This window comes from Robertmurraya sp. FSL W8-0741, from assembly GCF_038004005.1.
GTDB classification, from domain to species: Bacteria; Bacillota; Bacilli; order Bacillales; family Cytobacillaceae; genus Robertmurraya; species Robertmurraya siralis.
Map to the genome: position 1 here is coordinate 280,932 of NZ_JBBOQG010000001.1, position 21,569 is coordinate 302,500.

Consider the following 21,569-nt stretch of genomic DNA (forward strand, 5'->3'; position numbering starts at 1 on the left):
ATTAACACTTTTCAAACTCGATTTCAAGTTTTTTCGAAAAAGAAATAAAAGGGGAGGTCATGTTCCCCTTTCAAACATAAGCAGGTCAACCGCCTGTCCAAAATCTGCTTACTTAGTCTATTTACAGGCGAACATGTAGCTAGTTTTACATTGACAACTTATAATTTGTCAATTTGTGTGAATTCCAGTTCAACTGGTGTATCACGACCAAACATATTTACAAGAACTCTCAACTTCGCTTTATCTTTATCAATCTCTTCAATTGAGCCTGTAAAGTTAGCAAATGGACCCTCTTTAACACGGACTGTTTCCCCAATTTCGAAATCAATATCGATTCTTTTCTCTTCCACACCTAACGTCTTCAAGATAGAATTAATTTCCTCTTGCAAAAGCGGTGTCGGCTTGGATCCAGAGCCAGCAGAACCAACAAATCCGGTTACTCCTGGTGTGTTGCGAACAACATACCAAGAATCATCCGTCATGATCAATTCCACTAATACATAACCGGGAAACACTTTGCGCTTTACTGTTTTTTTCTTGCCATTTTTAATATCCGTTTCTTCTTCCTCCGGCACAATCACACGGAAAATCTTATCTTGCATTCCCATCGTTTCAACACGCTTCTCAAGGTTTGTTTTAACCTTGTTCTCATAGCCTGAGTAAGTATGAACCACATACCAATTCTTTTCCATTTGTCAGGACACTACGTCCTTCCCTCCCTACACAAATCAAATTCTCCTCGACGAGCCTGTACCGCTACAAGCACATTCTCCAAAGGCACTAACCCCTGTTAAATCTAGTAAGCCTAAATACAAGCACTGCAAAAACTAGCATTTTTAAATCTCAAAACTTCACATCTGTCATTTTTTTGCAAATTAAAAAACCCGTCACCGGGCTTTAAAAAAATTCCTATCACCTTTCCATTATACCATTAAGTCATGGGGGTTATTCAAGGAATTAAACGAATCAATTCAGAAATCCCCAAATCGACTACTGCAAAGAAAATGGTAAAGAAAATAACCGTAACTAAAACCGTAATAGTATAGCTCGTTAGCTCTTTCCTTTTAGGCCAACTAACTTTTCCCATTTCACGGCCGACATCTTTGAAAAAATTTACGATGCGTTGCATGAGTAGACCTCCAACTTTTTAAGGAATTGCTGTTCTAAGAAGAATAAATAATGACCAATGCTCCATGATAAACCATACGTACCATTAGAAAAAAATCTATATTAAATTTCAGTTATTTCGTTTCACGATGAAGTGTATGAGCATTGCACGTATTGCAAAATTTCTTTAATTCTAGACGCTCTGCTTCTTTTTTACTTGCAGTTGAATAATTTCTAGTACCACAATGAGAACAGGCAAGAGCAACCTTCTTTGTCATTTTGCCACCTACTTTTATATCTCTAAAACTGTATCACGGACAAGATACACTGTCAATATGTAATAAAAGCAAACACCGAGGAGCTTCACGGACACGATTTCACAAAGTAAGCTCCCGCACCTCTAGATATCTTTCTAGCTTTCTTTTGACACGTTGAAGAGCATTATCAATTGATTTCACATGCCGATTTAATTCTTCTGAAATCTCCTGATAGGATTGTCCATCTAAATATAACGCTAATACTTTACGCTCTAAATCACTTAGGAGCTCAGACATTTTAATCTCGATATGGTCAAATTCTTCCTGATTGATAATAAGTTCTTCAGGGTCCATGACTTTCGCACCAGAAATCACGTCCATTAACGTACGATCCGATTCTTCATCATAGATCGGCTTGTCCAATGAGACATAAGAGTTTAGCGGAATATGCTTTTGCCTTGTTGCCGTTTTGATCGCCGTTATAATCTGTCTCGTAATGCAGAGCTCTGCAAACGCTTTAAAAGAAGTAAGCTTGTCCTCTTTGAAATCACGTATAGCTTTATACAAACCAATCATGCCTTCTTGAACAATATCTTCCTTGTCTGCACCAATTAAAAAATAGGACCTAGCTTTTGCCCGTACAAAATTACGATACTTGTGAATGAGGAAATCCAAGGCCTCTCCTGCACCTTGATGAACCAACTCCACCAGCTCTTCGTCTTCAAGCTGAACATAATTAATAAAGCTTTCGTTTTCTTTTGTTCCGTAGTCAGTACTCACTAGGATCCCCCCGACCGTACAAGCTAGTTAGCAATATTATACAGTAGCTTTTTTTACCCCGTCAACCTGTCATCTCTCGCCTCTCCGCCATTTTTCGAAAATTTCTGCCACTTCCTTCGTAAGCGGTATCTTGGAATTCGGGCCCTTTTCTTGGATTTTTTTAACTTTTTTTTCAATTTTTCGCTCAATCGATTCCATTTCAATCAAAAGTTCTCTTGCAGATTTACGTAGAGCACCTTGCCCAAAAATAGCCCATTGTTCCGTATAATCCGAAGTCGCTACATGTATTTGCGTCTTGCGATTATTCAAAGAAATAGCTAACTTTTCAATCCTCTCATCTGCCGTCTCGTTAGTCCGTGTAAAAATCACATCCACTTTAAAATTGCGGTATTTTCTTTCTGTTCCTTTGACATACTGGGCATCAAATACAACAATTACTCGAAACCCAGAATACGCTTGATATTCTGCCATTTTTTCGACTAAGCGATCGCGAGCTGCAGCCAAATCTTTATTTTTTAACTCTTTTAGTTCAGGCCAATCACCGATTATGTTATAGCCATCTACAATCAGGATGTCCATGTTTTTCACCCAAGCGGGTAACGTTTTCGATATACTTCATACATAAGAAGCGCAGCCGCTACGGAAGCATTTAATGATGTTACCTTCCCTTTCATCGGCAAACGGATGAGAAAATCACATTTATCCCTAATTAAACGACCCATGCCTTTTCCTTCGCTTCCAATTACTAGACCGAGCGGTAGCGTGCCGTCAAACTCGCGGAAATCCTCCTTACCCTTTGCATCCGTACCCGCAATCCAAACTCCGCGTTCTTTCAGTTCATCAATCGTTCTTGACATATTCGTCACTCTTACGACTGGAATATATTCAATCGCTCCAGTCGACGCCTTTGCTACCGTCGCCGTCAATCCAACTGCTCTTCTTTTTGGAATGATAATGCCATGGGCGCCCACCGCATCGGCTGTTCTCATAATTGAACCTAAATTATGCGGATCTTCAATTTCATCAAGGAGGAGAAAGAATGGAACTTCACTCCTTTTCTCAGCACGGGAAAACAAATCATCCAGCTCTGCATACTGATAGGCAGCAACCTGAGCAATGACGCCTTGATGATTCCCTTCAACCAAGCCATCAATTTTTTTCTTCGGTACAAACTGCACCATCACATTCCGTTCCTTAGCCAAGCCGATCACTTGTTGCATTTGCCCTTTTTGAGAACCCTCTGCAATTAATACTTTATTCACATCCCGCTCCGATTTTAACGCCTCAATAACAGGGTTTTTTCCAATAATATAATCTTGACTCACCTAGGCTCCTCCTTTCTGGCCATCAACAACGGCAAATGACTGCAGAACAACTTCATCTAACCGCTCTTCTTTTTTTAATAAATACAAGTAGCCGATCAACGCCTCAAAGGCAGTACCGTACCGATACGTTTGCACATCCGTATTTTTCGGCACGGTTCCTGACTTTGCATTTCTCCCTCTCATCACTACAGCAGTCTCTTCTTCCGTTAAAAGCTTTTGCTCAAGAAAATAGCGAATTATTTTTGCCTGCGCTTTTGCTGACACGTATTTTGTCGCCTCTTTATGAAGGTGATGCGGCTTAACCCGTCCATTTTGGATAAGATGTTCACGTACATAAACCTCAAATACAGCATCACCCATGTACGCTAATGCTAAACTATTTAATTGTTTCACTTCTAAGTTGCTTTCATATGGGAGCATCTGTTAGCCTCTTTTCCAACGAGTACCTTGTGGAGTATCTTCTAGAATAATTTTCATATCTTTAAGCTGATCGCGAATCTCATCTGCTAATTGAAAATCCCGATCCTTCCGAGCTTGAATCCGTTTCTCAATCAATGCTTCAATTTCTTCGTCCAACAGGACATCATCTTCAAGCTTTAGCCCTAATACGTCGAACAACTCTTTAAATTCATTCATAAGAGCAGCGATTACTTCAGCAGACGTATTCTTTTCCATAAGGTATAAATTTGCCAGCTTAGCTAATTCAAACAAAACAGAAATGGCATTTGCCGTGTTAAAATCATCATCCATCGCCCCAATAAATTGGGAGTGCAATTCTTGTATTTGCTTAAGCCAACTTTGATTTTGATCCGTTAATTCAGCACTCACCGCTTGGCGATGCTTCAAATTCTGATAAGATGTTTTAATTCGCTCTAACGCTGACTCAGTATTAACGAGCAGTTCCTCTGAATAATTGATCGGATTCCGATAATGAACAGAAAGCATAAAGAAGCGCAGAACCTGCGGGTCATGTCTCTTAATAATGTCATGAACAAGGACAAAATTCCCTAATGATTTAGACATCTTTTCATTATCAATATTAATATAGCCATTATGCATCCAGTATCGGGCAAATGCTTTTTCTGTTAGCGCCTCAGATTGCGCTATTTCATTTTCATGGTGCGGAAAAGCCAAGTCCTGTCCCCCAGCATGAATATCAATGGTATCTCCTAAATATTTTCTTGCCATTGCCGAGCATTCAATATGCCATCCAGGTCTTCCTTTTCCCCAAGGACTTTCCCAAGAAATTTCCCCCGGCTTCGCTGCTTTCCAAAGAACAAAGTCAAGCGCATCTTGCTTTTTTTCTCCAACCGCTATACGCGCACCCACTCGAAGCTCATCAATTGATTGGTGGGAAAGCTTCCCATATTCCTTGAACTTTCGTGTATGATAATAAACATCTCCATCTGATTCATAAGCATAACCTTTTGCCATTAACATGCTTATAAAATCAATAATGATATCCATATTTTCTGTCACACGTGGATGAACATCTGCCTCTTTGCATCCTAAAGCATGGACATCTTCATGGTAAGCCGCAATAAAGCGATTAGCGATATCAGGAACCTCTTCTCCTAATTCATTAGCTACTCGAATGAGCTTATCATCAACATCTGTAAAATTGGAAATGAATTTCACGTCAAAACCGCGAAATTGAAAATACCTTCTAACAGTATCGAATACGATTGCCGGACGCGCATTTCCAATATGAATATAATTGTATACAGTCGGTCCGCACACATACATTTTCACCTTTCCCTCTTCTAAAGGAATAAAATCTTCTTTTTTCCTTGTGAGGGTATTATAAACTTTAATTGTCATTCTACATGCTCCTTTCTCGCTGTAACTCATCTATTTCCTTCTGCAATTGCTTCATTTTTTCTTCTAACATTTTAAATCGATCTGCAACAGGGTCGGGAAGATCCGAATGATTTAAATCTTTGTTGAGCTTTACCCCATCTTGGATCACGACTTTACCCGGAATCCCCACTACCGTAGAATTCGGGGGAACCTCCTTCAACACGACAGAGCCAGCACCTATTTTAGAATTTTCCCCCACTGTAATCGAACCTAGTACTTTAGCTCCTGTGGCGATTAAAGCATTATCTTTAATAGTAGGGTGACGCTTTCCCTTTTCCTTCCCTGTACCGCCTAGCGTGACACCTTGAAACACGGTAACGTTGTCGCCAATCTCACATGTCTCTCCTATAACGACCCCCATGCCGTGATCAATGAAAAAGCGGCGGCCTATTTTTGCACCAGGGTGAATTTCAATTCCCGTAAAAAAACGGCTAATTTGCGAAATGACGCGTGCAATAAAATAAAGTTTTCTTTTATAAAAGGCGTGCGCTATGCGATGACTCCAAATCGCATGCAACCCGGAGTAAGTTAAAATAACTTCAAGATAAGTCCTTGCAGCTGGATCTTGATCAAAGACAACCTCAATATCCTCCTTCAACATCTTAAACATTCTCTCTTCCCCCTTTCAAGTCTAACAGCATTTAGATTAACGCGATATTAAACCATATTGTGCATAAACCAAAAATTTGTTTTGTGCGCTTTTCATCGTCAAAAAAATCGCAGACAATAAAAAATGCGCCCCTGTCTATAAGACAGAGACGCATTTTCGCGCGGTTCCACTCTGTTTAGGCCGAAAGCTCAACCTCAACTTTTAAGCATTTAACGGTCGCAACCCGCTCAAAGTCTACTAAGGACAAACCCTTTCGAAATGAGACTCAGAGGCGCATTTCAGAAAAAGAGGGGCTTTAAACCAATCTCAGCTGAAAAAATCATTACACCGATTTTTCCTTGGTTCTCTCTTGAAAGCTTCAATTTCCTACTTTTCCTCATCTACATTTTCCCTGTATTTAAACATTGATTCTGTAATTTTACTTATACTATATTACATTTTCCCAAAACTGTTAACTAGTAGATTCCCACTAGCGAAAGAAATTAATCAATTATCGAATTATAAAAGCTGCTTTAATCGACTTATAACTTTCTTTTGTCCTAATAAAGCTATCGCTTTTGGTAAGTCCGGTCCATGAGTTTGCCCTGTTGTAGCAACACGGATAGGCATAAATAATTTCTTTCCTTTTTGACCTGTGCTTTTCTGAACGGCTTTAATAGAAGCTTTAATCCCCTCTGCAGTCAATTCATCTGCCTGCTCGATTTCTTGTAAAAAGGCAGCCAATACAGCCGGAACATCTTCATCAGCCAATACAGCTTCGGCTTCATCGTCTCTAATTACTTCATCCTTAAAGAATAACTCAGAGAGCTCGACAATCTCTGCACCATAGCTCATTTGTTCCTGATAAAGAGCAATTAAATCATAAGCCCATTGCCTGTCTGCTTCGGTCATATTTTCACTCACTCGACCCGCTTTAATCAGATGAGGCAATGAAATCTCTACGAGCTTATCAATTTCTAGCTTTTTCATATATTGATTATTCATCCAAGCCAACTTTTGCTTATCAAACAATGCCGGTGATTTAGACAATCTTTCAGCATCAAAAATTTTAATTAATTCATCCTTGGAGTAGACTTCCTCTTCACCAGCCGGAGACCAACCAAGCAATGCAATAAAGTTGAATAACGCTTCCGGAAGATATCCCAGCTCCTCGTATTGCTCAATAAATTGAATGATCGACTCATCGCGTTTGCTTAGCTTTTTGCGATTTTCATTAACGATGAGCGTCATATGTCCAAAAACAGGAGCTTGCCAATTTAAAGCTTCATAAATCATCAATTGTTTAGGTGTATTGGAAATATGATCATCCCCACGTAAAACATGGGTGATGTTCATTAAATAATCATCGACCGCAACAGCAAAGTTATAAGTTGGCGTGCCATCCTTTTTGACGATAACAAAATCTCCTCCAACCCCATCGGAGTCAAAAGATACATTCCCTTTCACCATATCATCAAAAGCATATACTCGTCCTTCTGGTACACGGAAACGAATGCTCGGTTGTCTACCTTCTTTTTCAAATTGATCTTTTTGTTCTTCTGTTAAATGACGGCACCGACCAGAATAACCAGCAATTTGCTTAGAATCGCTTTGCGCTTCTCTTTCCGCTTCTAATTCCTCTTCCGTACAATAGCATTTATAAGCTAGACCGTTATCAAGAAGCTCCTGGTAGTATTTGGCATATATTTCATTTCTTTCAGACTGACGATAAGGACCATAGCCACCATCTATATCTATGCTCTCATCCCATTCAATGCCAAGCCACTTTAAGTACTTTAGCTGACTTTCTTCTCCTCCAGCTATATTGCGCTTTTTATCCGTATCTTCTATACGAATAATAAACTTTCCGCCTTGATTGCGGGCAAATAAATAGTTAAATAAAGCAGTCCGTGCATTTCCAATATGCAAATGTCCCGTTGGACTTGGTGCATAACGAACTCGAATATCGTTTGACATAATGTTCCTCCTATATGAATTCATGTCTCCTCATTGTAACACGAAAATCATTTCACTTTCTGCAATAATACAACAGCTTGTGCAGCAATTCCTTCCCCCCTGCCAGTAAAGCCAAGCTTTTCTGTCGTTGTGGCCTTCACATTAATTTGCCCAGGGTCACACTCTAACAACTCTGCGATTCTTACTTTCATTTGTTCTATGTAAGGGGCCATTTTTGGTTTTTGGGCAATAATCGTACAATCTGCATTCACCAACGAATACCCCTTTTCCTTAATCATTTGCCAAATATGCACGAGAAGCTTTGCCGAATCAGCGTCCTTAAATGCTGGATCAGTATCCGGAAAATGCCTTCCGATATCCCCTTCTCCAACTGCTCCTAAGCATGCGTCTGTTATCGTATGTAAAAGCACATCTGCATCCGAGTGTCCAAGCAGCCCTTTTTCATGATGAATTTCAATTCCTCCAATAATTAACGGCCTTCCCTCTGTTAATTGATGTACATCAAAGCCTTGCCCTATTCGAAACATCCTTTATCACCTTTCATCCATAGCCATCACCTCAATAGGCTCAAGCCTTCATCAACGCCCAGTCTTTTTCATAATTGCCTCTGCAAAATAGAGATCTTCTTTCGTAGTCAGCTTAATATTATCATAACTTCCTTCAACAATCTTTACTGGATAATGCAATTTCTCCACTAGACTTGCTTCATCTGTTCCAAGAAAATTTATTTCAAGAGCATGCTCATGCGCCCTTTTAAGAATAGACATACGAAAAGCTTGTGGGGTTTGAATTGCCCACAAGCTTGATCGATCCACAGTCTCAACCACTTCGTTCTGTTGAACTCTCTTGATTGTATCCTTTACAGGAACCGCTGCTACCGCTGAGCCATGCTCATCTGCTGCTACTACCAACTGATGAATAAGATGAACGTCAATGAAAGGTCTAGCACCATCATGGACCAAGACAACCCCTTTGGTAGTTGCTGCTTGCAGCCCATTATAAACGCTATATTGCCGTTCCTCTCCACCGTAAACCATTGCCGCAACTTTGTGGATACCATACTCTTTCAATAATTTTCTAAACGAGCTTTCGTCCTGCGGAGCTATCGCCAATATAATACCAGCGCATTGTTTATCTTCCTCAAAAACCCTTAAAGTATGAATAAGGACAGGAATATCATTTAGTTCCAAAAGAAGCTTGTTTTTCCCTGCTCCCATTCTTTTTCCTTGTCCGGCAGCAGGAATGATGACTTCATAAGCCATAATAAACTCCAATCCAGCTCCAATGAGCCTTACTAATAACTAAATTATTTATCTAGCTAAGCTCTATTATAGAGCTTTTTCTAATAATTTGGGCTTGGCAAAAATCATTCGTCCAGCAGATGTCTGAAGAACACTTGTTACCAACACCTCAATATGCTTGCCAATATAATCGCGACCACCTTCTACCACGATCATTGTTCCATCGTCCAAATAGGCAATTCCTTGATTTTGCTCTTTTCCATCTTTAATGACTTGAACGTTCATTTCTTCACCAGGCAGCACTACTGGTTTAACCGCATTGGCAAGATCGTTAATATTTAAAACCGATACCTTTTGCAATTCACACACTTTATTTAAGTTGAAATCATTTGTAACAACGACGCCATTTGTTAATTTTGCCAATTTTACAAGCTTACTATCGACCTCTTGAACATCCTCAAAATCACCTTCATAAATCTCCACATTCATCGAGAGCTCTTTTTGAATGCGATTCAGAATATCAAGCCCTCTACGTCCGCGGTTTCTTTTCAAAACATCAGACGAATCGGCAATATGCTGTAATTCACCTAACACAAATTGCGGGATGACAATCGTACCTTCAAGAAACCCTGTTTGACAAATGTCAGCAATTCTACCGTCAATAATAACGCTCGTATCTAAAATCTTCAGGACATTCCGATCCCCTGCTTCTACATCCTCTTCAACAGGCTTCTTTTTATTTCGAGCTAACAACGCCATTAACTCATCTCGTTTTTTGTAGCCCACCTGGAAACCTAAATAACCGAATAATAACGTAATTAAAATAGGAGCCACAGTATTTACGATCGGAACCTCTATCATATTTAGTGCGAATCCTACTAAAAATGCAATAACAAGTCCAAAACCTAAACCAATACTAACCGCTAAAATATCTGTGATCGGGGCCTTAACTAAGGATTCTTCAACCCACTTCACAAAATTAACAATATAATCAACTGCCCAAAAAGTAATAAGATAAAATATAATAGCACCAACTACCGCAGTTACGTAAGGATTGTTAATGACCAGAATATCACCAAAACTGAGTAGATTTAATAAATCACCAATAAAAAAAATCCCAAGCGTTCCACCTGTAATAAGGAAGCAAGCTTGAATTATTCGCTTTAACATTCCTTCACCTCCTTTATACATTATAAACAAATTCTATAAATTGAAACCTAATATTACAGAGTTTTTTAACTTTGTTAAGAGAGTGCAACGCATTTGTTATATTAGAAAAATGCAAACTCATTTTTCTTTCGCTCCACTCTTTTTCGTTCATTTAATACAATATAAGCGTAGCACCCTAAAAAAAAAGTGTCAAATGAGATGATTCGTTAATTTTGGGTAAAAAAGACAAAAGACGAACAATTTGTATAAAAAAAGAAATAACATTCGTTTTTAACCGAGAAATTAGGTATATATTACCTGATTTTATTCGTTTCATAGCATTAAACAGCCATTTAGACCTAATTAAGACAAACTGTTAATTCTAGCATATGAACAATTCGAATTCAATGGATTTTTTAAAATCAGCCATTCTGCAACAACTCCAACCTGGCTTTAATCGTTCCTTAGTTATCCATTAGCTCTTCTGTAGAAACAGGAACAATTTGAGAACTCTCACTTGTCGTGTAATTTGGTTCTATTCGCCATCGACGCGGACTATATAAATATTTATTTATCAACAAACCAAAGCTTAAAAATCTTCAACATGACATGTATACATTCATTTCTGAACAGGTGACTGACTGAATAAAAACATTATACGTGCACTGTCAATAATGATAAAAAACAATTTATACCTACCGATTAAACGAAATTCTATCTAGCATAATACCTGCAACAACCTCGAACTATGTATTTATTCTATATTGCTTTCCACTTCCTTTACTAAGTATCCGTTTTCTGTTTTGTTGAACTAAGATTTTGATACATGATTGCTTCAGCCTTTCCCGTTTCTCTGCCGGTTGAGGCAACGCCAAGGTCGATTTGCACCATCTAGATGGTTGCCGTGTCTTGAGCCATATAAAAACGCCATTATTAAAATGGCGTTGAGTTAAATACTATATCAATTACTTCGGCTAATGTGTTACACGGGATCACTTCGATGTTTTTAAAAGCACTTTGGTTTCGTAAGGCATTTCTGGCAATATACGCTTTTTTATAGCCCATTCGCTCAATTTCACGAATGCGCGCTTCTAAAGTAGGGACCTTCTTTAATTCCCCTGTTAATCCTATATCAGCAATAAAAACAACATCGTTTGGAATTCCTTTTCCTTTATAAGAAGAGACGATACTCATGAGAACAGCTAGGTTGCTAGACGTTTCCTTTAACCGTATGCCTCCAGTTGTTTTAATGACGACATTTTGCGTCAGCATCTGTAAACCCGCGCGTTGCTCCAATATCGCAGTGAGCGTATTGATTTGATCCTTACGCATACACTCACCAATCCGAGATGGGTACGGAGTAAAGGTCGGAGATACTAAACTCTCCACCTCAACAATAATTGGCCTTGTCCCTTCCTTTATCACCGTAAGCGCACTTCCGCTTACGATTTCATTTCGTTGCGTAATGAAAAATTCAGAAGGATTATCAATTGCTCTTAGACCATCCTCTTCCATCGAGAAAAAGCCCATTTCCCCCGTGCTTCCATAACGGTTTTTGCTGGCGGAAAGCTGCTTTAGTTCTTCCCCATCTTCACCATCTAAAACAAGCACTGTATCAACTAAATGCTCCAAAGCCCGTAATCCGGCTAACTCATTATCCTTTGTCATCTGTCCGACCATCATCACCGCTCTTGGCCGCTCTGCACTTTTTGCCACCTTCAGCATCGCATTGGCACATTCCATCGTTTGCGTCGGACTTCCAGGCCTTGAAGGGTATTCTTCTAATACGAAGGTTTGAATACTGTCAATAATGACGACGTCTGCATCTACCGCTTCAATGATCCCTAACACATTGTTCATGCTCGTGTCAGAATGAATCCAAATATTCTCATGAATACTTGGTAAAATCCGCTCTGCCCGGTTTTTGATTTGACTCTCACTCTCCTCACCTGATGCGTAGAGAATTTTATAGCCCTTTGAAGCCAAATCCTGACTTACCTGCAGTAGCAGAGTGGACTTCCCAGCCCCAGGCACCGCTGTAATGATCGATAGGGAGTCCTTAACGATACCACCACCCATTACCCGGTTAAATTCAGAGATTGATGTTACGAGTCGGTCGCTTTTTGAAGAATTTGTCTCTAATAATCTTTTAACGGCCACATTGGTTCTCGCCACTCTTAGCTTTGTTTGCTTTGATTCACTACCGCCACTTGTTTGTTCCTTAAGGGTTCCCCGTTCTCCACAGCCATTGCAAAACCCTTGCCATTTAGGGTGCTGGGTTTCACAGCTTGTACAAATATAAACTGTTTTTACTTTTTTCAACCTGATCATCCTCATCCGTGAATCTACTTCTACCATCATACAAAATGGTACAAAAAGAAGGCTCTTTTTACAAAAATGATTGCTTCCCTCATTATCGTCACAATCTTACATACTTATTTTACCTCTAAAATTCCAATAGAGGGGCAAGGAAAATGATACATACTAAAAAATTTTAGGAAAGCTGTGCAAAAGAAATGAGGTATCCGCACCGTAAAATGCGAATACCTCTGATCCCATTTCCTTTATTTATTAAGCTGTGGCGCGTTCGACTTCACGGTGAATTCACCATTTTTAACATCAATGATCACCGCTTGCCCTGTTAACACCGTACCCTTAAGCAACTCTTCAGACAAGCGATCTTCAATATGTTTTTGAATCGCTCTTCTTAATGGGCGAGCTCCGTATTCTGGATCATAGCCCTCATCGGCAATCTTCTCTATTGCAGCAGCTGTCAGCTGCAATTTAATATCTTGTTCATTAAGACGTTTAATTAATTGATCAGACATTAATGTAACAATATTTGTTAAATGTTTTTTCTCTAATGCATGGAAAACGATAATCTCGTCAATACGGTTTAGGAATTCAGGACGGAATGCTCTTTTTAATTCCTCCATCACTTTCCCCTTCATATCTTTATAATCCTGCTCTCCATCTTGAAGATTAAAACCGACATACTTGTTGCGTTTTAACGATTCTGCACCGACATTCGACGTCATGATTAACACCGTATTGCGGAAGTCTACCGTTCTTCCTTTCGAGTCTGTCAAACGACCATCCTCAAGCACTTGAAGCAAAATGTTAAAGACATCTGGATGTGCCTTTTCGATTTCATCAAGAAGGATAACAGAATATGGCTTCCTGCGAACCTTTTCTGTTAATTGTCCACCCTCATCATAGCCAACATATCCTGGAGGCGAGCCAACAAGTCTTGAAGTCGAGTGCTTCTCCATGTATTCAGACATATCTACTCGAATCATCGCATCTTCGTCACCGAACATCGCTTCCGCTAACGCGCGGGCAAGTTCTGTTTTCCCAACTCCGGTAGGTCCCAAGAAAATAAATGAGCCAATCGGTCTCTTCGGATCCTTTAAACCAGCACGAGCTCTACGCACCGCTTTGGAAATGGCATTAACCGCTTCTTCTTGACCAATAACACGAGAATGGAGGATTTCTTCAAGATTCAGAAGCTTTTGCGTTTCCGTTTGAGCCAATTTAGAGACAGGAATACCGGTCCAGCTCGATACAACACTCGCAATATCTTCCACCGTTACCTCCGAATTCTCTTTCCCTTGTTTTTCTTTCCACGTTTTCTTTGTCTCTTCTAATTGTTCACGCAGACGCTGTTCAGAATCTCTAAGTGAAGCTGCCTTTTCAAATTCCTGACTTTGAACGGCCGCATCCTTCTCTTTTCGAACTTCTTCTAATTTCACCTCAAGTTCTTTTAAATTAGGAGGTGTTGTATAGGAACGAAGCCTTACTTTAGAACCTGCTTCATCAATTAAGTCGATCGCCTTATCTGGTAAGAATCGATCGGAAATATAACGATCCGATAACTTAACCGCTGCTTCAATCGCTTCATCTGTAATCGAGACGCGATGATGAGCTTCATAACGGTCACGCAGTCCTTTTAAAATTTGCACAGATTCTTCAGAGGTCGGCTCGTCAACCGTAATCGGTTGGAAACGACGTTCTAGCGCAGCATCCTTTTCAATGTATTTTCGATATTCGTCAAGTGTTGTCGCACCGATACATTGGAGTTCTCCACGAGCCAATGAAGGTTTTAAAATATTCGACGCATCAATCGCTCCTTCTGCTCCACCGGCACCAATTAAAGTGTGCAATTCATCAATGAATAAGATGATATTTCCAGCCTGACGAATCTCATCCATAACTTTTTTCAAACGATCCTCAAATTCACCGCGATACTTCGTGCCAGCCACCACTGTTCCCATATCTAATGTCATCACTCTTTTATCTCGTAGAATCTCAGGAACTTCATTATGGACGATTTGTTGAGCAAGACCTTCAGCAATTGCTGTCTTACCAACTCCCGGCTCTCCAATAAGAACAGGATTATTTTTAGTACGGCGGCTTAACACTTCAATCACACGTTGGATTTCTTTGCTGCGACCAATAACCGGATCAAGACTTCCTTCACGGGCAATCGCTGTTAAATCACGGGCTAAACTATCTAGTGTCGGTGTATTTGCACTTGCTGCTGAACCGCCTTGATGTCCCGCAGATTCGTTGCTACCTAATAATTGGAGGACCTGCTGGCGAGCCTTGTTTAAGCTAACACCTAGATTATTTAATACACGGGCTGCCACACCTTCACCCTCACGAATTAAACCAAGGAGAATATGCTCCGTTCCAACATATGAATGGCCAAGCTTTCGTGCCTCATCCATCGATAGCTCGATCACTTTTTTCGCTCTCGGAGTGTAGTGTGGCGTCTGCGAGGCATCTTGACCTCTGCCGATTAAGTTCTCTACCTCTTCTTGAATTTTGTCAGAACCTAATCCCAATGCATAAAGAGCTTTGGCAGCTATCCCTTCACCTTCGCGGACAAGACCTAGCAATACATGTTCCGTTCCAATATTGTTATGACCTAAACGATTCGCTTCCTCTTGCGCTAAAGCCAATACTTTTTGAGCTCTTTCTGTAAATCGTCCAAACATCATCGTCTATATCCTCCCTACTAAATTAAGTTTATTAATGTTCCATATTCAATCGTTCTCTTATTAATGAAGCACGCCTTATATCCCGTTCATCTGGTCTTAAAGGACCTCCGGCATATTGTTGCAAAAATCCCGGCTGAGTGAGAATCATCAGTTCGTTCAAGATATTTTTAGAAATATTTTTAATGAATCCCATATCAATCCCTAAACGGACATCTGATAAACAGCTTGCCGCTTCTTTGCTTTCAATCACTCGACAATTAGACAGGACCCCATATGAGCGAAAAACTTTGTCTTCTAATTGTATGTTTGAAGTTTTTGCTAATGCTTCTCTTGCTGATCTTTCCTCGGAAATTAATTGGGCCACTACACCTTGAAGATCTTCAACGATATCCTCTTCCGATTTTCCCAGAGTAATTTGATTGGATATTTGAAAAATATTGCCCAGTGCCTCGCTGCCTTCACCATATATCCCTCTCACTACTAATCCAAGCTGATTGATCGCCGGTATAATCCGATTTAACTGATGGGTAAGAACAAGACCAGGCAAATGCATCATGACAGACGCTCTCATCCCTGTCCCTACATTTGTCGGACAGCTTGTTAAATAACCAATCTGTTCATCGTATGCATAATCTACTTGCTTCTCGATATGATCATCAATTTCATTGGCAACTTTCAATGCTTCTGAAATTTGTAGCCCAGGAAACAAACATTGAATCCGAATATGGTCTTCTTCATTCACCATGATGCTGACTTCTTCATTCTCTGAAAGAATACATGCACCTAGTACAGCATTTTTCTCAAGATACGGACTAATTAAATGCTTTTCTACCAACACCCTTTTTTGCAACGGCTGAAGGTCATCCATCACTAATAATTCCAAAGTTCCAATCGAGGAAAATGGATGCCCACTTACACTTTGGTAAACGGCATCAATTACTTTCTGACCCTCTTCACTTGTAAATACTGTCGGAAATTTATAATCCTTGAAATTTCTAGCCAAACGTATTCGCGAACTTAATACAATGTCTGAATTGGGACCTTCCGCACTCATCCATGAGCTTACTGCTTGGTTTAAGAACCTCTCCAATGACATGTCAATATCCTCCCTCATTACTACGCTCTAACTGTTTTTCTAATGAGCGTATTTGATCGCGAATCTCTGCTGCCTTTTCAAATTCTTCACGAGAGATAAGTTCTTGAATCGTTTGCTTTAGATTTTCAATATTTTTGCGAACATGGAGGCTTCCTCCTATTCGCCTTGGTATCTTCCCATTATGAGCCCAATTTCCACTATGCAAACGTCTAATAATTGGATTTAATTGGCCCTTAAAAGTTTCATAGCAATTTGCACAACCAAATCGACCTATTTTAACAAACTGCTCATAAGTCATCGAGCATTCATCACAACGCAAGCTATCCTCTTTATAAAGCGGAGCTTGCGCTTGCTTCGCTGGTTGAAAATTGTTTTGGAGATTGAACAAACCAGCCAATAAATTATTAATAGAAAATCCCCCTGTATTTACGATAAAGGCCTCACCTTTTTCTTGAGCACACTTTTCACATAAATGCAGGACTGTTTTTTCTCCATTATTAACTTGTGTAAAATGCAAGGTTGCTTCTCTTTCATGGCATTCCTGACACTTCATTGTCCTATCACCCCTTATACTCTCTTTATTTATATTTAAGAGTAGTGAGCATTGCTTTTATCATTCTTGAACGAAGCTCATCTCTATACGGTAAATCAATATATAATACCGAACGATCCATAACACTAAGCATAATCTTTGCTTCTCTTTTTGAAATAACTTCTTCTTCAACAAGTCGATATATTACATTTTCGGCACTATTTTGCGATATCCGATTATCAATAATCGATAATAGTTGGTCAATAAGGTCTGCATGATCATAAGATTGGACTCTCATGATTCGGATATAGCCTCCACCACCTCTTTTGCTTTCAACAATATAACCTTTTTCAATCGTAAATCGCGTATTGATCACATAGTTGATTTGAGATGGGACGCATTGAAATTTGTCAGCAATTTCACTTCTCTTAATTTCAACAATCTCTTTTTCGCTCATTTCCAATACTTGTTTCAAGTAATGTTCAATGACGTCGGAGATATTCCTCAAAAGACCTCCTCCTATCTGACTTTGACTATATTTGACTTTTATTATACATGAAGAAGACGTCAATTTGCAACGAAGGAACCTTAACAATTCATTGGATGATTTTTGCTTTGATTATGGGACTTTAAAAGGGTGCTCTCCTTTATTCACCTTACTAATTTTCCCCATTTTTTGTGATTTTCAAACGAGTATTAATGAATTGGATAGTTGAATGTTCCTTCCTGCAGCAATTATCAATAGTGCCCCCTTTTTATAGATGAAAAGCTTCAGAGGGTAACTCTTTTTGATCGTTTATACTCGAATGATGGCAAGGCTTTTAGAATAACTGCACTGATCTTTAGGTTGAACGTTTCTATTCGCTCGTGATTACGCTCGGTTTTGTGCTGAAAAGTACACACTTGGTAGGATTTTAGTTTACGTTGAGTTGCGGGGATTTGGTAAGGTTAAGTAGTTTCTGACGTTAAATTGCGCTGTTTTAGAGGGTGGGCGTGTTTTGTAGTTTTGTACGTTGGATTGTACGCGTTTGGTGTTCAATTGCGCCGATTTAAGGTATAATTATGCGCACCTCAATGCCTATTGCGCATCTCGTTTTTATCCACATTTGAGATCAAAATAAGAGCACCCTCGCGGATACTCTTTTTCCTTTGCCCGGCAGCGTCCTACTCTCACAAGGGGACAGCCCCTCACTACCATCGGCGCTGAGAAGCTTAACTTCCGTGTTCGGTATGGGAACGGGTGTGACCTTCTCGCTATCGTCACCGGACTATTTGATTGAAGGAAATCGATTTTGCTTACGCAAAAAGCTTTGTCCCTTCAAAACTAGATAATGGATGAAGAAGAAAAAGACCGAGTAACCTATTTGGTTAAGTCCTCGAACGATTAGTATCAGTCAGCTCCACATGTCACCATGCTTCCACCTCTGACCTATCAACCTGATCATCTTTCAGGGTTCTTACTAGCTTGCGCTATGGGAAATCTCATCTTGAGGGGGGCTTCATGCTTAGATGCTTTCAGCACTTATCCCTTCCGCACATAGCTACCCAGCGATGCTCTTGGCAGAACAACTGGTACACCAGCGGTGCGTCCATCCCGGTCCTCTCGTACTAAGGACAGCTCCTCTCAAATTTCCTACGCCCACGACGGATAGGGACCGAACTGTCTCACGACGTTCTGAACCCAGCTCGCGTACCGCTTTAATGGGCGAACAGCCCAACCCTTGGGACCGACTACAGCCCCAGGATGCGATGAGCCGACATCGAGGTGCCAAACCTCCCCGTCGATGTGGACTCTTGGGGGAGATAAGCCTGTTATCCCCGGGGTAGCTTTTATCCGTTGAGCGATGGCCCTTCCATGCGGAACCACCGGATCACTAAGCCCGACTTTCGTCCCTGCTCGACTTGTAGGTCTCGCAGTCAAGCTCCCTTGTGCCTTTACACTCTACGAATGATTTCCAACCATTCTGAGGGAACCTTTGGGCGCCTCCGTTACTCTTTAGGAGGCGACCGCCCCAGTCAAACTGCCCACCTGACACTGTCTCCCACCTCGATCAGAGGTGCGGGTTAGAATGTCAATACAGCCAGAGTAGTATCCCACCGACGCCTCCACCGAAGCTAGCGCTCCGGCTTCCACGGCTCCTACCTATCCTGTACAAGCTGTACCAAAATTCAATATCAGGCTACAGTAAAGCTCCACGGGGTCTTTCCGTCCTGTCGCGGGTAACCTGCATCTTCACAGGTACTATAATTTCACCGAGTCTCTCGTTGAGACAGTGCCCAGATCGTTACGCCTTTCGTGCGGGTCGGAACTTACCCGACAAGGAATTTCGCTACCTTAGGACCGTTATAGTTACGGCCGCCGTTTACTGGGGCTTCAATTCAGAGCTTCGCGTAAGCTAACCCCTCCTCTTAACCTTCCAGCACCGGGCAGGCGTCAGCCCCTATACTTCGCCTTGCGGCTTCGCAGAGACCTGTGTTTTTGCTAAACAGTCGCCTGGGCCTATTCACTGCGGCTCTTCAGGGCTATGCACCCTAAAAAGCACCCCTTCTCCCGAAGTTACGGGGTCATTTTGCCGAGTTCCTTAACGAGAGTTCTCTCGCTCACCTTAGGATTCTCTCCTCGCCTACCTGTGTCGGTTTGCGGTACGGGCACCTGTTTTCTCACTAGAGGCTTTTCTTGGCAGTGTGGAATCAGGAACTTCGGTACTTGATTTCCCTCGCTGTCACAGCTCAAGCGTATGGCAAGCGGATTTGCCTACTTGCCGCTCTAACTGCTTAGACGCACATATCCAGCAGTGCGCTTACCCTATCCTCCTGCGTCCCCCCATCGCTCAAACAAAAACGAGGTGGTACAGGAATATCAACCTGTTGTCCATCGCCTACGCCTTTCGGCCTCGGCTTAGGTCCCGACTAACCCTGAGCGGACGAGCCTTCCTCAGGAAACCTTAGGCATTCGGTGGATGGGATTCTCACCCATCTTTCGCTACTCATACCGGCATTCTCACTTCTAAGCGCTCCACCAGTCCTTCCGGTCTAGCTTCAACGCCCTTAGAACGCTCTCCTACCGCGTACACCTACGGTGTACACCCACAGCTTCGGTGATACGTTTAGCCCCGGTACATTTTCGGCGCGGGGTCACTCGACCAGTGAGCTATTACGCACTCTTTAAATGATGGCTGCTTCTAAGCCAACATCCTGGTTGTCTAAGCAACCCCACATCCTTTTCCACTTAACGTATACTTTGGGACCTTAGCTGGTGGTCTGGGCTGTTTCCCTTTTGACTACGGATCTTATCACTCGCAGTCTGACTCCCACGTTTAAGTACTTGGCATTCGGAGTTTGTCTGAATTCGGTAACCCGATGAGGGCCCCTAGTCCAAACAGTGCTCTACCTCCAAGACTCGTTCTTCGTGAGGCTAGCCCTAAAGCTATTTCGGAGAGAACCAGCTATCTCCAAGTTCGATTGGAATTTCTCCGCTACCCACACCTCATCCCCGCACTTTTCAACGTGCGTGGGTTCGGTCCTCCATTCAGTGTTACCTGAACTTCAACCTGGACATGGGTAGATCACCTGGTTTCGGGTCTACGACTACATACTCAAGACGCCCTATTCAGACTCGCTTTCGCTGCGGCTCCGTCTTCTCAACTTAACCTTGCATGCAATCGTAACTCGCCGGTTCATTCTACAAAAGGCACGCTATCACCCAGCATGTTTCCAAAGGAAAATATGCATAGGGCTCTAACTACTTGTAGGCACACGGTTTCAGGTTCTCTTTCACTCCCCTTCCGGGGTGCTTTTCACCTTTCCCTCACGGTACTGGTTCACTATCGGTCACTAGGGAGTATTTAGCCTTGGGAGATGGTCCTCCCAGCTTCCGACGGGATTTCACGTGTCCCGCCGTACTCAGGATCCACTCAAGAGGGAACGAAGTTTCAACTACAGGGTTGTTACCTTCTCTGACCAGCCTTTCCAGACTTGTTCGTTTACTCCGTTCCTTTGTAACTCCGTATAGAGTGTCCTACAACCCCAAGAGGCAAGCCTCTTGGTTTGGGCTAATCCCGTTTCGCTCGCCGCTACTCAGGGAATCGCGTTTGCTTTCTCTTCCTCCGGGTACTTAGATGTTTCAGTTCCCCGGGTCTGCCTTCCATCCCCTATGTATTCAGGTATGGATACCATCCCATTACGGATGATGGGTTTCCCCATTCGGAAATCTCCGGATCAAAGCTTACTTACAGCTCCCCGAAGCATATCGGTGTTAGTCCCGTCCTTCATCGGCTCCTAGTGCCAAGGCATCCACCGTGCGCCCTTTATAACTTAACCATTCGGCAAATGATCAGCTACACATCTCTTCGTCATCTTCACTCGTCAGCATCCTCACGTACAGACTACGTACGCTCCGGTACTTCCTCGCTTGATTCCTCGACTTGTTTGCTTCTCATTTCCCTCAACTTTCGGCTTCCGATAAGCGGCGCATCTCTGCGTCAGCTCCCTCTCTACGCTCCTCACGTACCCATTACGTACGCTCCGATGCTCGTTCGGTCGCTTCCTTGATCTGCTTGCTTCTCGAAACCCTCTTGTTCGGCTTCCAATAAGCGGCGTATTACTTCGTCAGCTCAATCGTCAACCTCCTCACGTGCCTACTACGCACGCTCC

Annotated in this window: 18 protein-coding genes and 2 rRNA genes; all 20 read right to left on the reverse strand. The window is 41.6% G+C overall.

Translation table 11 applies throughout. From position 1 onward, the window contains the following. Window positions 1-158: 158 nt before the first annotated feature. The gene (gene nusG / locus NST02_RS01425) at window positions 159-692 is read right to left on the reverse strand and encodes a transcription termination/antitermination protein NusG (protein ID WP_095313688.1); all 534 of its coding nucleotides are present in this window, start codon (window positions 690-692) and stop codon (window positions 159-161) included. Window positions 693-949: 257 nt separating this feature from the next. Beyond that, entirely contained in the window at window positions 950-1,129 is a 180-nt protein-coding gene (gene secE, locus NST02_RS01430; protein WP_095313686.1) for a preprotein translocase subunit SecE, read from the reverse strand. 112 nt (window positions 1,130-1,241) lie between these two features. Next, window positions 1,242-1,385 carry a 50S ribosomal protein L33 gene (rpmG, locus tag NST02_RS01435; RefSeq protein WP_095313683.1) on the reverse strand — a complete coding sequence of 48 codons (144 nt, stop codon included), beginning with the start codon at window positions 1,383-1,385 and terminating at the stop codon, window positions 1,242-1,244. A 99-nt stretch (window positions 1,386-1,484) separates the two neighbouring features. Continuing rightward, window positions 1,485-2,144: an RNA polymerase sporulation sigma factor SigH gene (gene sigH / locus NST02_RS01440; protein WP_095313679.1), complete on the reverse strand. Its 660-nt coding sequence runs from the start codon at window positions 2,142-2,144 to the stop codon at window positions 1,485-1,487. 69 nt (window positions 2,145-2,213) lie between these two features. Then, window positions 2,214-2,723, reverse strand: a complete 510-nt coding sequence (locus NST02_RS01445) for an NYN domain-containing protein (RefSeq protein WP_095313675.1) — start codon at window positions 2,721-2,723, stop codon at window positions 2,214-2,216. Between the two features lie 5 nt (window positions 2,724-2,728). Next, window positions 2,729-3,469: a 23S rRNA (guanosine(2251)-2'-O)-methyltransferase RlmB gene (gene rlmB / locus NST02_RS01450; RefSeq protein ID WP_095313671.1), complete on the reverse strand. Its 741-nt coding sequence runs from the start codon at window positions 3,467-3,469 to the stop codon at window positions 2,729-2,731. Next, on the reverse strand, window positions 3,470-3,889 hold the full coding sequence (locus NST02_RS01455) for a Mini-ribonuclease 3 (protein WP_095313668.1): 420 nt from the start codon (window positions 3,887-3,889) through the stop codon (window positions 3,470-3,472). A gap of 3 nt (window positions 3,890-3,892) precedes the next feature. Continuing rightward, the gene (gene cysS / locus NST02_RS01460; protein WP_137744333.1) at window positions 3,893-5,290 is read right to left on the reverse strand and encodes a cysteine--tRNA ligase; all 1,398 of its coding nucleotides are present in this window, start codon (window positions 5,288-5,290) and stop codon (window positions 3,893-3,895) included. A gap of 1 nt (window position 5,291) precedes the next feature. Next, window positions 5,292-5,939, reverse strand: coding sequence for a serine O-acetyltransferase (cysE, locus tag NST02_RS01465; protein ID WP_095313663.1), 648 nt, complete (start codon window positions 5,937-5,939; stop codon window positions 5,292-5,294). Between the two features lie 498 nt (window positions 5,940-6,437). Continuing rightward, on the reverse strand, window positions 6,438-7,895 hold the full coding sequence (gltX, locus tag NST02_RS01470; protein WP_340947764.1) for a glutamate--tRNA ligase: 1,458 nt from the start codon (window positions 7,893-7,895) through the stop codon (window positions 6,438-6,440). A gap of 47 nt (window positions 7,896-7,942) precedes the next feature. Next, window positions 7,943-8,422: a 2-C-methyl-D-erythritol 2,4-cyclodiphosphate synthase gene (gene ispF / locus NST02_RS01475; RefSeq protein WP_340947765.1), complete on the reverse strand. Its 480-nt coding sequence runs from the start codon at window positions 8,420-8,422 to the stop codon at window positions 7,943-7,945. 51 nt (window positions 8,423-8,473) lie between these two features. Beyond that, window positions 8,474-9,157, reverse strand: coding sequence for a 2-C-methyl-D-erythritol 4-phosphate cytidylyltransferase (gene ispD, locus NST02_RS01480; protein WP_095313657.1), 684 nt, complete (start codon window positions 9,155-9,157; stop codon window positions 8,474-8,476). A 66-nt stretch (window positions 9,158-9,223) separates the two neighbouring features. Then, complete coding sequence (locus tag NST02_RS01485) at window positions 9,224-10,306, reverse strand: PIN/TRAM domain-containing protein (protein WP_095313655.1); 1,083 nt, start codon at window positions 10,304-10,306, stop codon at window positions 9,224-9,226. Between the two features lie 912 nt (window positions 10,307-11,218). Next, the gene (gene radA, locus NST02_RS01490) at window positions 11,219-12,607 is read right to left on the reverse strand and encodes a DNA repair protein RadA (RefSeq protein ID WP_340947767.1); all 1,389 of its coding nucleotides are present in this window, start codon (window positions 12,605-12,607) and stop codon (window positions 11,219-11,221) included. 242 nt (window positions 12,608-12,849) lie between these two features. Continuing rightward, entirely contained in the window at window positions 12,850-15,288 is a 2,439-nt protein-coding gene (gene clpC, locus NST02_RS01495) for an ATP-dependent protease ATP-binding subunit ClpC (protein WP_095313651.1), read from the reverse strand. Between the two features lie 31 nt (window positions 15,289-15,319). Next, on the reverse strand, window positions 15,320-16,384 hold the full coding sequence (locus NST02_RS01500; RefSeq protein ID WP_137744336.1) for a protein arginine kinase: 1,065 nt from the start codon (window positions 16,382-16,384) through the stop codon (window positions 15,320-15,322). Window position 16,385: 1 nt separating this feature from the next. After that, window positions 16,386-16,937, reverse strand: coding sequence for a UvrB/UvrC motif-containing protein (locus tag NST02_RS01505; RefSeq protein WP_095313646.1), 552 nt, complete (start codon window positions 16,935-16,937; stop codon window positions 16,386-16,388). Window positions 16,938-16,962: 25 nt separating this feature from the next. Beyond that, a complete protein-coding gene (locus NST02_RS01510) occupies window positions 16,963-17,424 on the reverse strand; it encodes a CtsR family transcriptional regulator (protein WP_095313643.1) in 462 nt (153 codons plus the stop codon). 643 nt (window positions 17,425-18,067) lie between these two features. Then, window positions 18,068-18,184: ribosomal RNA gene (rrf, locus tag NST02_RS01515) — 5S ribosomal RNA — on the reverse strand. A gap of 96 nt (window positions 18,185-18,280) precedes the next feature. Beyond that, window positions 18,281-21,236 (reverse strand): 23S ribosomal RNA (locus NST02_RS01520). Between the last annotated feature and the right edge of the window lie 333 nt (window positions 21,237-21,569).